Source organism: Bradyrhizobium genosp. A (assembly GCF_049949275.1).
Lineage (GTDB): Bacteria > Pseudomonadota > Alphaproteobacteria > Rhizobiales > Xanthobacteraceae > Bradyrhizobium.
On sequence record NZ_CP188196.1, the window covers coordinates 5,423,695 to 5,437,991 of the forward strand.

A 14,297-nucleotide genomic window follows, 5' to 3' on the forward strand; every position below is an offset into this window, starting at 1 on the left:
CTTACGGTTGTGCCCGTTCTGCTTTCTCGGCTAGCTTCTCGCACCGATCTCTCCTCGCAATTGGTGCGCAATGGACACGTGGCTGCGATCCGCGATCGACTACATCGGCTCCTGGATCGAATTCCAGCAGACGACCTTCCAACAGCCGGGCGTGATCGTCGCATTCGTCCATCGCGGCGAGGTCGTCGCCGAGCGTGCGTTCGGCCTTGCCAATCTCGACACCGGCGAGAAGCTCACTCCGCGTCACCGCTTCCGCATCGCCTCGCACTCGAAGAGCTTTACCGCGGCCGGCATCATGAAGCTGCGCGAGCAGCGCAAGCTCAGGCTCGACGATCCCGTCGGCCAGCATGTCAGCGACCTGCATCCGCGCGTGGCCGAGACCACGATTGCCCAGGTGCTCTCGCACAGCGCCGGGCTGACGCGCGACGGCGCCGATTCCGGCCAGTTCATCGACAGCCGCCCCTATCTCGACGCGAAAGAGCTTCTCGCCGAGTTGCAGCTGCCTCCCGCGATCGAGCCCGGCACGCGCTTCAAATATTCCAACCACGGCTTTGCCCTGATAGGGCTCGTCATCGAAGCGGTGACCAAGGAGCCCTACTCCGCCTGGATCAAGCGCGAGATCATCGAGCCTGCAGGCCTGCGCGAGACCGAGCCGAATGCGCCGCTTCCCAGGGGCGCGCTGTTTGCGCGTGGCCATACGCGTAAGCTGCCGCTCGGCGAGCGCTGCGTCATCCCCGGCGATAATCCAGCGCACGCGATGGCATCGGCCGCAGGCTTCGTCGCCACCGCCGCCGACACCGCGCGTTTCTTTGCCCAGGTCGCCCCCAACGCCAGAAAGAGCGTGCTGTCAGTCGCGAGCCGCCGCGAGATGACGCGCAACCATTGGCGCGTGCCGCAGACCTTCGAGGGCTATTACGGCCTCGGCGTCAACGCCGGCAAGACCGAGGGCTGGGACTGGTTCGGCCATGGCGGCGGTTTCCAGGGCTACATCTCCCGGACCTGCTCCATCCCCGGATGCGAGCTCGCGATCAGCATCCTCAGCAACTCCATCGACGGCGCCGCACCGATCTGGATGGACGGCGCGATGCAGATCCTGCGCGTCTTCAGGAGCCGCGGTGCACCCGACCGGCGGGTGCGCGACTGGACCGGCCGCTGGTGGACGATCTGGGGCGCGACCGATCTGGTGCCGGCGGGCAACCGCGTGCTCGTCGCCAATCCGCAGTTCAACAACCCGTTCATGGATGCCGGCGAGATCGAGGTCACCGGTCGCGATACCGGCAAGCTCGCCTGGGCGGCCGGAGTTTCCAGCCATGGAGAGCCGGTGCGCCGCGTCCGTAACAAGCGCGGCCAGGTCAGCGACATCTGGATCGCCGGCGCCAATGTCAAGCCGGCAGCCGTGGTGGCGCGCGAGATCGCGCGGAAATATCCGCCGCGAAAAAGCCGACCTACTCCCTGATCAGCGCCTCGACCTCGCTCCGAAGCGCCTGTCGCGAGCCATCGCGCGAATAGAACATGTGGCCGCCGGGATAGACGACGAACTTCACCCGCGACGTCGCAAAGGCCGGCAGCTGGTCCAGCGCCCGCTTCGTTCCGAAATAGGGCGTGGCGAGATCAAACAGGCCGTGCGCGACCAGCACGTTGAGCTTGGCATCGGTGGCGAGGATCTGGCGCAGCTCCGACAGGGATTGCGGCGGGTTGATGCCGCCGCCAAAGTCCCAGTTGCGCTCGACGGCACCGTTGAGGACTTCATAGGAGCCATCCGGCCGCCAGTTGAGTTTTCGCGTGAGAACATCGACCGCGGCACTCGTCAGCGGCGCCTGGAGCGCATCGCCTGAGGGGTCGCCGAAGCGCGAGCTGCTCGAATCCGGATAGGGATCGAAGCCGCGCACGGAGGCGTCGTAACGCCCGATCACCATGCCGTTCTCGCGGTCGAGCTCGCGGCGGAATTCGCCGACGTCGAAGCGCCCGGCGAGCTTGCGGCTCACCGCTTGATCGAGGCCTGTCAGCTCGGCGACTTTGTCGGCCAGGCGATTGGTGGCTTCCTTGTCCGCCTCACCCTTGACGAGATCGGCTAAAAATTCGCCTCGGGCGTAGGCCTCGACATCAGCGAGATCGGCGCGCTTGACCGGCCCCTTGGCTTCGCGCGCGACCGCCACATAGCTCGGCAAGGTCGCGACATATTGCAGAAGGCTCGTGCCGGTGAACTCGCGGAAATCCAAGAGCGGCGACACCAGGATCAAGCCCCTGACGCCGACGCCATGCTGAATCTGCAACTGGCGCACGACCTTCGGCCCGCGAATGCCGCCATAGCTCTCGCCCGCGACATATTTCGGCGAGGTCAGGCGGTTGTGCTTCTCGAGCCAGCGGCGGATCACGAGCGCAATCGAGTTGACGTCGCCGTCGACCGAATAGAACCGTTTGCGTGCATCCTCGCCGCTCGCGATGACACGGCTATAGCCGGTGCCGACGGGATCGATGAAGACAAGATCGGTGAAGTCGAGCCAGGTTTCCGCATTCGGCTTCACTTCGGGCGAGGCCGACGGCGACAACCCCTCGCCGTCGAGCGGCAGCCGCCACGGCCCGGCCGCGCCGAACTGAAGCCACGCCGACGAGGCGCCGGGCCCGCCGTTGAACAGGAACGTCACCGGGCGCGCGGCGCGATCGGCACCGTCGAGCTCGTAAGACACGGTGGCGATGTCGGCGAGCGGCTCCCCCTTCTCGTCGAAGATGCGGATGGAGCCGGCGGTCGCGGCAAAGTTGAGCATTCGGCCCGGCAGATCGAGGGTCTGCTTGGTGGTCTGGTCGCCCGGCAGACGATGCTGATCGGCAGCCGATGGCGAGGCCTGCGCTGCATTGCCGCCGCGCCCGCCCTTCTGGCCCGCGGGCGCCGCCACCTCGTTGCGCGGCTGCGGCGGATCGTCCGCGCGCGCCAGATCTGCAAGAGTAACGTCTGCGAGCGCGAAGGCAGACACCGCCAGCACCAGCCCCGCACGGCGCAGCATCGGCAAGCCTATGACCATGATTGTTCTCCCTGACCTGCCCGTCGGTCGCTGGCCGCAACTGTAGCCGGTAATTGCGACGGTTTGGGGGATCGGAGGCCCCGGAAGGGCTTTCCGGGCCCGATCCGCCTGGCTTTTGCCGTCCCCGACCGACCCGTTTGCCTTGCCGGGCGGTCATCCTCGACAATAGAGGCCCAGGTCGTATAGACGACCTCGGCGGAACTTTCTCGAGCCAGCGACACCTGCCTGGAAGCCATGACCAAGCCATCGCGATACGACCGGATCGCCTTCGTCGCCAGCCCGAGTAGCGAGGCGGAGGCCGCCCTCCACCAGCTCACCACGCAATATGGCAATTGCGATCCGAGCGAGGCCGACGTCGTGGTCGCGCTCGGCGGCGACGGGCTGATGCTCCAGACACTGCACCAGCACATGCGCTCGGGAAAGCCGATCTACGGCATGCACCGCGGCACGGTCGGCTTCCTGATGAACGAATACTCGGCGCACGATCTGCGCGCCCGGCTCGAGGCGGCGCATGAATCCGAGATCAACCCGCTGCTGATGCGCGCGACCGATACCAATGACCGCGTCCACCTGCATCACGCCATCAACGAGGTCTATCTGTTCCGCCAGACCTCCCAGGCGGCGCGCCTGCGCATCCTGATCGACGAGCGCGAGCGCATGCCCGAGCTGATCGCCGACGGCGTCATCGTGGCGACGCCGGCAGGCTCAACCGCCTATAATCTCTCCGCCCAGGGGCCGATCCTGCCGATCAACGCCGCGCTGCTGGCGCTGACACCGATCAGCGCTTTCCGGCCGCGGCGCTGGCGCGGCGCACTGCTGCCCAACACGGCCTATGTCGTGATCGAGGTGCTGGAAGACGACAAGCGGCCCGTCGCGGCCGTCGCCGACCATGAGGAGGTACGCAGGGTCCGGCGCGTCGAGATCCTGTCAGACAGATCCATCTCGATGCGGATGCTGTTCGATCCCGGCCACAGCCTGGAGGAACGGATCCTGCGCGAGCAATTCGGCTACTGACCTGCCTGCCCCGCCCCCACTACTGGCCCTTTCGCAACGCTTCGTTAACCCTCGGCGCGATATGGTTAACGAAGGTTGACCGCTCTGGCCCAGGCGTCATGTTCCGCATCGATTTCAACAAGCTGCGCTTCCTCGTCTGCGACGACAATCCGCACATGCGCCGCATCCTGCGGACGCTGCTGCATTCGTTCGGTGCGCGCGAGGTCTATGAGGCCGAGGACGGCGCCACCGCGCTGGAAATGTACAGCCATTACGTGCCCGACATCGTCATCACCGATTGGGCGATGCCGATCTTCGACGGGCTCGAGCTCGCGCAGATGATCCGGCAGCCGGATTCCAAAGGCAACCCCTACGCGCCGATCATCATGCTGACCGGCCATTCCGAAAAGCGCCGCGTCACGGTCGCGCGCGATGCGGGCGTCACCGAATTCCTGGCCAAGCCGATCTCGGCCAAGGGCCTCTACCAGCGTATCCTCAATGTCGTCGCCAGTCCCCGGCCCTTCATCAAGACCAAGACCTATTTCGGCCCGGACCGGCGCCGCAACACCAACTCCGCCTATATGGGCCCGGAGCGCCGCGTCGGCGAAAAGCACGAGGTGCTCCAGCAGCCCTCGCTGCTCGACAAGGCCCGCTCCTCCATCTAGCGCAACGTCTCACCCGACGAGGCAGGCATCATGGCGAAGAACAGCACAAAGGACATCGAGGTCAAGGCCTTCGCCACGCATCATGTGATCACGCAGCCTAATCCGCTGCGCAAGGTGCTGCGCCGGGTCGAGCAAAAGGACATGGACGATCCAATCGCACGCGCCGAGCAGGCGCTGGCCGGTCTGGCCAGCGAGTTCAAGGACTGGATGGCGACCGAGGTCAGCCGTCTCTCGGCCGCCTATGTCGCCATCCGCAACGACGGCTTCACCAAGGAGCGGCGCGACGAGATGTTCCACGCCGCGCACGACATCAAGGGCGACGCCGCCACGTTCGGCTTTCCGGCCGCGGCGGGAGTTGCCGAGAGCCTGTGCCGCGTCATCGAGCATGCGCCGGATCTCGAGAAGGTGCCGGCCGAGCTGTTCACGCACCACATCAACGCGATCCTCGCCATCGTGCACGAGAACACCAAGCTCGACAGTATCAGCGTCTCCGCCGAGCTCAGCCGCCGTCTGCGCAAGGTCGCCGACGATTATCTCGCCGACGTCAACCGCGACCGTCCCGAGCATCTCGAAGTGATCCTGGCGCCGAGCATCGTGCCGGCGGAGTAAGGCTCTCTCGTCAATGCGAAGATTGTAGGGTGGGTTAGCGCAGCGTAACCCACCACTTCTCTGTCTGCGCGGAAAGTACAGAGGTGGGTTACGCCTGCGGCTAACCCACCCTACGGCATCTCGTTACGCCGCGATCAGATCATCATAAACCGGATCGATTGTGTCACCCGCGACGAGCTCGTCGCAGAACAACCTCGCCTCTTCGCGCGCGGATTCGGTGGCGAAGCGGCGCAGCAGGACCATGAGAGGCTCGGTGGCACCGCGGTCGGTCTCGCAATGGGTCAGCACGCGCTCGACCATGCGCCGGCGCAGCCGGGCCGCGGTGTCGTCGGTATCGACAAAGCCCTGTTCGTGGCAGGCATCGAGCGCGACCTGGAACGCCGCGAACGTCGCCTCGGGTAACCCGGCGCAACGAAGCAGCGCGTGCAGGCTGTTGCCGCCACGGTCGTGCAGCAGAGCGGAGACGCGCGCGAGCGGCAGATCGGCGAGTTCAGCGAGCGCGGCATCGAACAATTCGAGATTGCTCGACAGCAGCGCGCGCAGGATCAGGCCCGCGGTGAGCTGGCCGGTGATCCGCAGATGCCTCACCAAGCCCTGCATGTCGTCGCCGCGCGAGCGCGCCGCGATATTCATGGTGGAGCGATCGCGCGCCTCGGTCGTCATGCGCTCGGCACGGTCGGCGCTCAGCCAATTCCGCGCCACGACGAACTGCGCCAATGTCTCGGAGAGCTTTGCCACCAGCGCGGCGCGCGTCGCCGCCGGAATGTCGTCCAGCACCAGCATCGCCTCGCGGATCGCGGCGAGATGGCCGTGACGCTCGACGATGCGATTCCACGAGAATGGTGCGAGCTCAGCGTGGGGATTTTCGATCAGCTCCAGCGCAGCGGCCGCGCAGCCGACCTCGGCGATGGCGGCGCAGACCGATACCGGCAGCGCGATACGGCGGGCGACCGCACACTGCACCTCGTCATTGCCGGTCGCGACGATGTCGACGAGATCGGCATCGATCAGCAGTGGCGAATGTTCAAGCACGGGCAGCGCCACGGTCGGCTGGTCCGCCGACAGCGCCCGCACGATCGACGCCGGCGCATCCGTGCTGCGCGCAAAAGCCTCGGCCATCGCCTGCCGCACCAGCGGCGACGGGTCGTCGAGCAGCATCAGCAGCGCGCCTTCGGCGGCGACACGATCGTCGTGAGAAAGGTCCGAGATCAGCCAGGCCCGGGCCAATGCCCGCGTTGCCTCCGCCCGCTCTCCGGCGGGCGCGGTCCTGATCCAATTGATGAACTGCCGAACAATCATGGTGCTTCCGGCTTACGCAACGAAAAAATGAAATGGTGACGGCGTGTCACCTGCAACACAAAATAAACCACGACGCTTAACAAAGCGTTCACCATAACTGGCTGGTTTTATTGATGATTTGTTAAGGGCCGGAAGCCGCTCAACGGCCGCGATCGCGCGTTAGCTCGAGAACGTGCCGCTGCGATCGCTGAAGAGATCGAGCGGTTGCGGCGGACGCATTTCGGGCGTCGCTGATGCAGCCGAGGTGAGCGAGGCGTTGTTGCCCCACAATTTCTGCACCGTCGTCGAGACCGGCTGAGTCGCATCGCCGGGCTGGTAGATCGAACGGAATGCCGGCGTGATCGGCGTGCTGTCTGCGACGGTCGTCGACGACGTCGCGCTCACTGGCGTCACGCCACGCGCATCCGGGAAGGTCTGGAGATAGGCCGCGCCATTGACCATCGGCACGGTGGGCTGCACGCCATTAGCGCTCGCGACCTGCGTGGTTGACGGCGTGTCGCCATACATCGCCATGGCGCTGCGCGTCGATTTTGCATTCGAAGCGCTGGCATAGCGCGCATTCAGCACCGAATAGACTTCGGAGACGCTGCGCGCACGACCGTCCTTGGCGTAGAAGATCGAACGGTTGGCGGAGGCCGCATTGGGAAACAGCCGGGCGCCGACCGCTTGCGGGTTGTCCTCGGCATTGGCGATCAGTTTCGCCGCGCCGCCGACGCCCATGAAATGCGCCATATAGAGCTCGCTGTCGGACGGCCTGCGGCCGAGCAGACCGGTGAGCTTGAAGCTGTTGGACTGCGTCAGCGCCGCCGCCATGCTGGAAGCGGCCTCGGGATCGTCGCGCAGCTTCATGATCGAGCGCTTCATGAAGGGATCGTCGACGGTGTAAGTGCCGGACGACGTCCGGGTGATGGCATCGGAATAGTTGCCATAGCCGAGCTGGGTACCCGCCTCCTTCACCGTGCCAAGCCAGGTCTGGTCGATGAACTGATAGAGGCCGTGGGCGGACGAGGTGGTGGCGCCGGCCGACGGATCGAAATCCGATTCCATCTTGGCGGTGGTCAGCAAGTATTCGAAGCTGACGCCGGTCTGGTTCGAAGCCTGCTTGATCGCGCCCGCAATACGTCGCGATGAGTCGGTTGCGGCCGTCTGCGAGGCACTGGAATTGTCGACCGACATGATGGCGTGACCGGCCCGTGCGGCGTTTGAGCGGCGCCGGCAATTCGGACGCCTGATCGTCTCACCGTGGGACAATTATGGTTAACGCGGGGTTAATTGGCGACAGCTCCATGCCCCGAGTCATTCCGGGGCATCGCGCAGCGATGAGCCCGGAATCCATTCCACCGCGCGTTATGCCGCGTGATGGATTCTCAGGTGCGCAATTGCGCACCATAGCTCGCGCTGCGCGCGCCCGGAATGACGAGAGCTACTTCTTATAAACTGCGTCCGGATCGAACAGCCTGTCAGCATCGACGAAGGCGAGCTTTGCCCCGCCGTCCTCGGCTTCCACCTTGCGGTAGAAGCAGGACCGGCGGCCGGTGTGGCAGGCGGCGCCGATCTGCTCGACGCGAAGCCAGACCGCGTCCTGGTCGCAATCGGTGCGGATCTCGATCACGCGCTGGGTCTGACCTGAGGTCTCACCTTTTCGCCACAAGGCATTGCGCGAGCGGCTGAAGTACCAGGCTTCGCCGGTGGCAATGGTCTTCCGTAGTGCCTCGTCGTTCATGTGGGCGACCATCAGCAAGTCGCCGGTGGCGACGTCGGTCGCCACGCAGGTCACGAGGCCGGCAGCATCGAACTTGGGGAGAAAGGAAAGGCCTTCCTCGATCTCATGGGAGTGAGCGGACACGACAAACCTCGCCAATCATTCGCGAGGTCAGCGCTGCAGGCCTCGCACCAGGGACAGGAAACGGGCCTGCTCCGCCGGATTGTCGCGGAACATGCCGGTGAATCGGCTGGTAAAGGTGGAGGCGCCATGCTTGGCGACGCCACGCACCGACATGCAGGTATGCTCGGCCTCGATCAGGACGGCAACGCCACGCGGCTTCAGGATCTCGTCGATCGCGGCCGCGATCTGCGCCGTCAGATGCTCCTGGGTCTGGAGCCGGCGGGCGAAGATGTCGGTCAGGCGCGCGAGCTTCGACAGGCCAACGACGCGTTCCACCGGCGTATAGGCGATGTGTGCCTTGCCGTAGAACGGCATCATGTGATGCTCGCATTGCGACGTAAACTCGATGTCGCGCACCAGCACGAAGTCGTCATAGCCGGCGGTCTCGCCGAAGGTGCGGTCGAGCACCTCGGCTGGGCACTGGTGATAGCCCTGATAAAGCTCGTCGAAGGCCTCGACCACGCGGCGCGGCGTGTCGAGCAGGCCCTCGCGCCCGGTGTTCTCGCCGATATAGGCGAGCAGGGTCTTCACCGCAGCTTCCGCCTCGGCACGAGCCGGGCGCGGCTGATCGGCGCGAACGGCAGCCGCGAGAAATTCGGAAGGATCAAGCTCGGCCGGGCGGCTCTCGAATTGCTTGTCAGAGGGCTTGCTCGGGCGGATGGATTTGATTGCAGCGTCCATATCTTCTCCGTTCGACGGCCTTGCGGCCGGAGTGTCACCGGCAGACGGGGCGGACAAGCCGCCGGACGCCTGAAGAAAACAGTATTTGGCGAAAGAGGTCTCGTGGCAATAACGCCGGCCATGCAGATCTGGATCATCGCCGACGCACCGCCGGACTGTTTTTCCGCCAGTTCCAGCCCTATATAGGACCGTGGACCGCGCCCGCCAAGGCCGATCCGGCAGGTAAGTGTTGGACTCCATCACATGCTGAACGACATCTATAACAAGCGGATCATCGAGCTGGCTGGGAATATTCCGCGCCTCGGGCGGTTGTCGGCCCCCGATGCCACCGCCACCGCCCATTCCAAGCTGTGCGGCTCGACCGTGAAGATCGACCTCAAGATGGAGGGCGACACCGTCACCGACTTCGCCCATGACGTGAAGGCCTGTGCGCTGGGCCAGGCCTCTTCATCCATCATGGCAAGTCACGTGGTCGGCTCGACTGCGAGCGAACTCCGTGAGTTACGCGAAACCGTTCGCAAGATGCTGAAAGAGAATGGTTCGCCTCCCGAAGGCAAGTGGGAGGAAATCAAATTCCTCGAGCCGGTCCGCGACTACAAGGCGCGCCACGCCTCGACGCTGCTGACCTTCGATGCCGTGGTCGATGCGATCGGCCAGATCGAGACCAAGGCGAAACAGCCGGCCACCGCGCAAGGTTGAGACTGGACGGAAGCTCTTACTTCTGTGGTGCCGCGGCCGGTGCTGCCACGCCGCCGGTCGGGACGGCGGCTTCCGCCGTCTTGGTCGACTTGGCAGGTTGCGGTTCCGACTCCCTGCCGAACCTTGCCTGCGTCTTCGGCGCAAGCTCCGCCACGGCAGGCGCTGTGACGTCCACGTGCGGCAGCACGTCAGCCACCAGATCGGTCGTCACGAGATTGGTGAACTTCAGCTCGGCTGCGTCGAGCTCGTGCAGATCTTCCCAAGGCGGCACGTTGAGTGCGAGCGACAGGAGATCGCCTGCCCCGCCCATGTCAAAGGTGTATTTTGCGAGCCGGCCGATGTCGCGTTCCACGATCATCAAATCTTGCGCGCTGTAGCTCGCCGCCTTGGCGTCATCGGCGCGGTCGCCCATCCAGATCTGATGGACGCGGACATGGGCCGCTTCCGGCACGTAGCGCTTCTTGCCGGCCAGCAGCAGGAATACGCACATGGATTCGCAATAGGCTTCCGAGGTGACCGCCGGACGGGCGCCCTGCCCGCCGCCGCCCTGATGCGTGATGCCCACAGTGGTCAGAAGGCCGAGATTGCGGAAGCGCCGGCCGAGCGTGATGGCATCGTTGACGGAACCGCCGCTGGAATCGAGCACGACTGTCGCGCCGCCGAGCTGGCGTCCGCGGGCGAAGTCGTCGAAATCTTTCGGTGTATCAGCAGTGATGATGCCGACCGCGCTGACCCAGCCGCGGCAGTTGGGTTCGCAGGCGACCCAGCCGAATTTCATTGGCAGCTTACGTTCTTCGAGCGAGACGCCGGCCCGGGCCGACGAGCCGAAGGTCGCGACGGCGCCCGCCAATACGACACCACAAGCGGCGGTTCCCACCAGCAACCAGCCGCGAAGGTTGAGCGACTTCAGAACTTTCAAACTGATCCCTTCCCCAAGCCCCAATGGGCGATTATCCCCGCTTCGCGCTCGATGAGTCGATCATACAGACGTATGTTTCCACGCGTGTCACAAAAATGGTATCCGGAGGACTACAGCTCGTCCATACGACTTGCTGCACTGCTCCCTAAAAACATGCAAAATATGGCGCGCCCGCAACGGGTTTGAGGTTCCCTGCGCAGGAACCGCGCATTCGGGGGCAGAGATTTGTAGCAGAGCGCACATGAAGCATTCAGTCTGCGAGCATTGTTCCACTCCCGTCACTAAAGCGCTGCAGCTGCCGCGCAGATTCGGTCGCGCGCTGATCTGGCTCTATCGACACACGCTGTCGCCGCTGGTCGGCTACAACTGCCGCCATCTGCCGACCTGCTCCACGTACGGTGACGAGGCAATCGAGCGGTTCGGACTCTGGGCCGGCGGCTGGATGACGCTCGCGCGCTTGTTGCGCTGCAACCCCTTCGGCACCTCTGGCATCGACAACGTACCTCTCGCTGCGCCAAGGGGTGCGCGCTGGTACCTGCCCTGGCGCTATGGCCGCTGGCGCGGCGTCAACGCCTCATAAGCATGCTGCGGTGCTTTGTGCATCACACTGGAACCGGAACTCCGCCCTCGCGTTATTGTGATGCTCCCACGGGAGGAAACAACAATGCGCTGGAAAATCAGCCCTCATTTTCACTTCAGGCTTGGTTCACATCCCAGATTCAATCCGAGGGATCACGATCCCAGAACCATTAACATGCTCGCCATCATCGCGCTGCTTACACTGGTCCTCGGCTCCGGCTGGTATCTGGCGACGAGTCTCGCCACGCCGTCCAGCACGACGGCGTTCATCGTGCCAAGCCAGAGCGTGCACTGGTAGCTAGCGGAACCAGAAGAAACGTCCGGGCGGCGGCGCGACCGGCTCGGGCGGACGCGGCCGTTTTGGCCGCGGCTTCGGCGGCGGTTCGGCGAACGAGGTCGTCTCCGCGGCCGGCGCGGCCTCGCTCCCGGGGATCTTCACCGACAGCAGCAAGTTCGACTCGTGCATCCGCCAGCGATAGCCGACGCCGAAATCGATCGGCTGGGCGCGCGTGAACAGCTCGGCGTAACGCTCCTGATAGCGGCCGGGGAATTTGCTGATCGGCCCGAGATAGCGGCCGAACGGGAAGAAGCGCCATTGCCGCGAATTGTAGTTGGCGAGCGGAATGCCGGAATCATCCTGGATGATGATCGCGCTGTTGGCGAGCAGCCAGTCGCGGGCGACGGTGAAGTTGCCCGCGTGCAAGAGATACGACGCGCTCTTGAGCAGGCTGTTGCCGGGCCCGAGCGTCTCGCAGAATTTCAGGAAGCCGGCTGCACGCGCGCCGGAATTGGAGAGGTCGGTCGAGAAATAATACAGCGTGCGCGCCTCGCCGTCGGCGCCTGCAAAGGTAATGCGGACCCCGCGTGTGGCATTCGGCCCCGGATTGTCATTGCCCGTGTGCACCCCGCCCTTGTCGTCGAGCGCGACCGTCTCGACGTTGCGGATGGTTTTGCCGGAGCGCGCCAGGAAGACGTAGAGGATCGGCAAGGTGCCGTTGACCTGGTTGGCGTGCAGGTCGACTTTCATCTGCTTCGTGATGAAGAAAGAGAAGCTCAAGATCGAGCCGAGCGAGCGCTCGACATTGTAGAGCGCGGCATTGACTGAGCCGCGCGGCAGCCTGGTCAGATCGGGCACCGCACCGGCCGGCTCCAGCGCGCCCAGCACGTAGGTGCTGGCCTTGGAATAGAAGGCGTTGGCGTAGAGGAAATCCGGGCCGCTGAAGAAATAGAACATGGTGGGCCGCGGCGCGGCGAGATTGACGTCCGACCAGCTCCGGATCTTCGACAATTGCCGCTGCTCGAGCTGGGCGAAGGCGCCGTCGAAGAATTTTGCGTGATGCTGCCAGGACGGGTCCCTGGTGAGCGCCACCAGCGGCGAGTCCGCTGAAGGCTGCAAGCCCGCGAGGAAGCGCGCAGTGTCGTCGAAGGTGACCTCGGCGGCGCGCACGGACGAGATGGCCGCAGCCACAAGGGCAAGAGCGACGGCCGCAATTCTCATGGGACGAAACATGTCTATTCGCGATCGTGTGACGTGGCAGCGGCAACCGGCCGCCTGCGGAAAACGGCATAAATCAACAGACCCGAGAGCATGACCAGCATCCCCGACAGCGACTGCACCGGCCGCTCGGTCAAGAGGTAGTACATCATGGACGCGGTCACGAGCAGGAAAATCAGAGGCGTGAACGGGTATCCCCAGGTGCGATAGGGCCGCGGCAAATCAGGATCGGTGATGCGCAGCTTGATGACGCCGGCCACCGTGAAGAACGAGCAGAACAGCAGCGAGAACTGGATGAAGTCGAGCACCGCTTCAAAACTGCGCGTGAACAGCAGCAGGTTGGCGACCGCGAGCTGAAACAGGATGGCATAGGCAGGAGCGCCGCGCGTCGACTTGCGCGAGAACACGCGCAGCGCCGGGATGTCCTCTCCCATCGTCATCATCACGCGCGGGCCGATCCACATCATCGCACTGATCGAGGAGATCAGGCCGACACAGATCATCGCACCGACGATCCGCCCGCCGAGGCCTCCGAACATGGCGGTGCCGGCCACGCTTGCGACGTCGAGCTGGCCGGCCAGCGCGCTGATTGGTGTCGAGTAAAGGAACACCGCGTTGAGCGCGACATACAGCACCAGCACGATCAGCGTGCCCGCAAGCAGTGCGCGCGGCAGGCTCTGCTGCGGCGTGTTCATCTCGCCGATGATGTAGGTCGCTGCGTTCCAGCCCGAGAACGAGTACATCACGAAGACAAGCCCGATCGCGAATGGCGCGCTCACGATATGGGCGAGATCACCGGCGTGCGGCGCAAAGAAGATCGGCTGCGGCGTGCCGGCGACGAAGCCAGCAACGAGGAAAGCGACGATCAGCACGACCTTGAGGATGGTCGAGATCAACTGGAAGGTGGAAGAGTGCCTGACGCCGGTCAGTTGCACGATCGAGACCAGCCACACCACGCCGATGGCGAGCGGGATCGGGGGCACCTCAGGCATGACGGACTTGGCGTATTCGCCGAAGGCCATGGCCGCGAGCGCCACCGGCGCGGCGAAGCCGACCGTCGCCGAAACCCAGCCGGCGAGAAAGCCGAAAGCCGGATGATAGGCGCGACCGAGGAAATTGTACTCCCCGCTCGAGCGGGGAAACATCGCGCCCAACTCGCTGTAGGAGAACACGCCGCACAACGCGACGATGCCGCCGACGGTCCACAGCGCGAGGATCGAGAAGCCCGAGGGGATGTCCTTGACCTGGAAGCCGAGGCTGGTGAAGACGCCGACCCCGATCATGTCGGCAACGACGATCGCGGTCGCGACCAGAACGGAAACCCCGGAGCCGCCGGTCAACCGCCCGGTCCAGGGCGCGGTTCCCGCATCTGATGCCGTCATCTGGGTCCTGAGCCTCAGGCGTCGCGCCTCACGGGAGGCATCGTGCAGATTGGTTCAGTCAATTCAAGCAG

Annotated in this window: 15 protein-coding genes; 7 read left to right on the top strand and 8 right to left on the bottom strand. The window is 64.6% G+C overall.

What is annotated here, in order from left to right; all coding sequences use genetic code 11:
* Positions 1–70: 70 nt before the first annotated feature.
* Positions 71–1,456: a serine hydrolase domain-containing protein gene (locus ACP2YP_RS25330; RefSeq protein WP_426419005.1), complete on the top strand. Its 1,386-nt coding sequence runs from the start codon at positions 71–73 to the stop codon at positions 1,454–1,456.
* Here ACP2YP_RS25330 and ACP2YP_RS25335 read toward each other — a convergent pair.
* A complete protein-coding gene (locus ACP2YP_RS25335; RefSeq protein ID WP_426419006.1) occupies positions 1,446–3,020 on the bottom strand; it encodes a S10 family peptidase in 1,575 nt (524 codons plus the stop codon). The genes ACP2YP_RS25330 and ACP2YP_RS25335 overlap by 11 nt on opposite strands.
* Positions 3,021–3,254: 234 nt before the next feature.
* On the opposite strand from ACP2YP_RS25335, the gene ACP2YP_RS25340 reads away from it, so the two are divergent.
* From ACP2YP_RS25340 to ACP2YP_RS25350, 3 genes are all read left to right on the top strand, one after another.
* Positions 3,255–4,034, top strand: a complete 780-nt coding sequence (locus tag ACP2YP_RS25340) for an NAD kinase (RefSeq protein ID WP_426419007.1) — start codon at positions 3,255–3,257, stop codon at positions 4,032–4,034.
* Positions 4,035–4,132: 98 nt separating this feature from the next.
* Complete coding sequence (locus ACP2YP_RS25345) at positions 4,133–4,678, top strand: response regulator (RefSeq protein WP_148778380.1); 546 nt, start codon at positions 4,133–4,135, stop codon at positions 4,676–4,678.
* A 30-nt stretch (positions 4,679–4,708) separates the two neighbouring features.
* Positions 4,709–5,287, top strand: coding sequence for an Hpt domain-containing protein (locus ACP2YP_RS25350; RefSeq protein WP_426419008.1), 579 nt, complete (start codon positions 4,709–4,711; stop codon positions 5,285–5,287).
* Positions 5,288–5,410: 123 nt separating this feature from the next.
* On the opposite strand, the gene ACP2YP_RS25355 is transcribed toward ACP2YP_RS25350, so the two are convergent.
* From ACP2YP_RS25355 to folE, 4 genes are all read right to left on the bottom strand, one after another.
* On the bottom strand, positions 5,411–6,586 hold the full coding sequence (locus ACP2YP_RS25355) for a DUF2336 domain-containing protein (protein WP_426419009.1): 1,176 nt from the start codon (positions 6,584–6,586) through the stop codon (positions 5,411–5,413).
* A gap of 159 nt (positions 6,587–6,745) precedes the next feature.
* On the bottom strand, positions 6,746–7,762 hold the full coding sequence (locus ACP2YP_RS25360) for a transglycosylase SLT domain-containing protein (RefSeq protein WP_426419010.1): 1,017 nt from the start codon (positions 7,760–7,762) through the stop codon (positions 6,746–6,748).
* 247 nt (positions 7,763–8,009) lie between these two features.
* The gene (gene hisI, locus ACP2YP_RS25365; protein WP_426419011.1) at positions 8,010–8,432 is read right to left on the bottom strand and encodes a phosphoribosyl-AMP cyclohydrolase; all 423 of its coding nucleotides are present in this window, start codon (positions 8,430–8,432) and stop codon (positions 8,010–8,012) included.
* A 27-nt stretch (positions 8,433–8,459) separates the two neighbouring features.
* Positions 8,460–9,152: a GTP cyclohydrolase I FolE gene (gene folE, locus ACP2YP_RS25370; RefSeq protein ID WP_426419012.1), complete on the bottom strand. Its 693-nt coding sequence runs from the start codon at positions 9,150–9,152 to the stop codon at positions 8,460–8,462.
* Between the two features lie 243 nt (positions 9,153–9,395).
* Here folE and ACP2YP_RS25375 point away from each other — a divergent pair, with 243 nt between their 5' ends.
* The gene (locus ACP2YP_RS25375) at positions 9,396–9,851 is read left to right on the top strand and encodes an iron-sulfur cluster assembly scaffold protein (RefSeq protein ID WP_426419013.1); all 456 of its coding nucleotides are present in this window, start codon (positions 9,396–9,398) and stop codon (positions 9,849–9,851) included.
* A gap of 16 nt (positions 9,852–9,867) precedes the next feature.
* On the opposite strand, the gene ACP2YP_RS25380 is transcribed toward ACP2YP_RS25375, so the two are convergent.
* Complete coding sequence (locus ACP2YP_RS25380) at positions 9,868–10,770, bottom strand: hypothetical protein (protein WP_426419014.1); 903 nt, start codon at positions 10,768–10,770, stop codon at positions 9,868–9,870.
* Between the two features lie 241 nt (positions 10,771–11,011).
* Here ACP2YP_RS25380 and yidD point away from each other — a divergent pair, with 241 nt between their 5' ends.
* Both yidD and ACP2YP_RS25390 read left to right on the top strand, forming a co-directional pair.
* A complete protein-coding gene (gene yidD / locus ACP2YP_RS25385; RefSeq protein WP_426419015.1) occupies positions 11,012–11,350 on the top strand; it encodes a membrane protein insertion efficiency factor YidD in 339 nt (112 codons plus the stop codon).
* A gap of 84 nt (positions 11,351–11,434) precedes the next feature.
* Positions 11,435–11,647 carry a hypothetical protein gene (locus ACP2YP_RS25390; protein ID WP_426419016.1) on the top strand — a complete coding sequence of 71 codons (213 nt, stop codon included), beginning with the start codon at positions 11,435–11,437 and terminating at the stop codon, positions 11,645–11,647.
* On the opposite strand, the gene ACP2YP_RS25395 is transcribed toward ACP2YP_RS25390, so the two are convergent.
* On the bottom strand, positions 11,648–12,859 hold the full coding sequence (locus tag ACP2YP_RS25395) for a hypothetical protein (RefSeq protein ID WP_426419017.1): 1,212 nt from the start codon (positions 12,857–12,859) through the stop codon (positions 11,648–11,650).
* Between the two features lie 2 nt (positions 12,860–12,861).
* Positions 12,862–14,226 carry an APC family permease gene (locus tag ACP2YP_RS25400; RefSeq protein WP_426419018.1) on the bottom strand — a complete coding sequence of 455 codons (1,365 nt, stop codon included), beginning with the start codon at positions 14,224–14,226 and terminating at the stop codon, positions 12,862–12,864.
* Positions 14,227–14,297: the final 71 nt, after the last annotated feature.

Coding starts and splice junctions, on each gene's coding strand:
- ACP2YP_RS25335 (WP_426419006.1), bottom strand. CDS start 3,020: ATGGTCATAGGCTTGCCGATGCTGCGCCGTGCGGGGCTGGTGCTGGCG.
- ACP2YP_RS25390 (WP_426419016.1), top strand. CDS start 11,435: ATGCGCTGGAAAATCAGCCCTCATTTTCACTTCAGGCTTGGTTCACAT.
- ACP2YP_RS25350 (WP_426419008.1), top strand. CDS start 4,709: ATGGCGAAGAACAGCACAAAGGACATCGAGGTCAAGGCCTTCGCCACG.
- ACP2YP_RS25340 (WP_426419007.1), top strand. CDS start 3,255: ATGACCAAGCCATCGCGATACGACCGGATCGCCTTCGTCGCCAGCCCG.
- ACP2YP_RS25375 (WP_426419013.1), top strand. CDS start 9,396: ATGCTGAACGACATCTATAACAAGCGGATCATCGAGCTGGCTGGGAAT.
- ACP2YP_RS25400 (WP_426419018.1), bottom strand. CDS start 14,226: ATGACGGCATCAGATGCGGGAACCGCGCCCTGGACCGGGCGGTTGACC.
- ACP2YP_RS25330 (WP_426419005.1), top strand. CDS start 71: ATGGACACGTGGCTGCGATCCGCGATCGACTACATCGGCTCCTGGATC.
- ACP2YP_RS25355 (WP_426419009.1), bottom strand. CDS start 6,586: ATGATTGTTCGGCAGTTCATCAATTGGATCAGGACCGCGCCCGCCGGA.
- ACP2YP_RS25345 (WP_148778380.1), top strand. CDS start 4,133: ATGTTCCGCATCGATTTCAACAAGCTGCGCTTCCTCGTCTGCGACGAC.
- folE (WP_426419012.1), bottom strand. CDS start 9,152: ATGGACGCTGCAATCAAATCCATCCGCCCGAGCAAGCCCTCTGACAAG.
- ACP2YP_RS25360 (WP_426419010.1), bottom strand. CDS start 7,762: ATGTCGGTCGACAATTCCAGTGCCTCGCAGACGGCCGCAACCGACTCA.
- yidD (WP_426419015.1), top strand. CDS start 11,012: ATGAAGCATTCAGTCTGCGAGCATTGTTCCACTCCCGTCACTAAAGCG.
- ACP2YP_RS25395 (WP_426419017.1), bottom strand. CDS start 12,859: ATGTTTCGTCCCATGAGAATTGCGGCCGTCGCTCTTGCCCTTGTGGCT.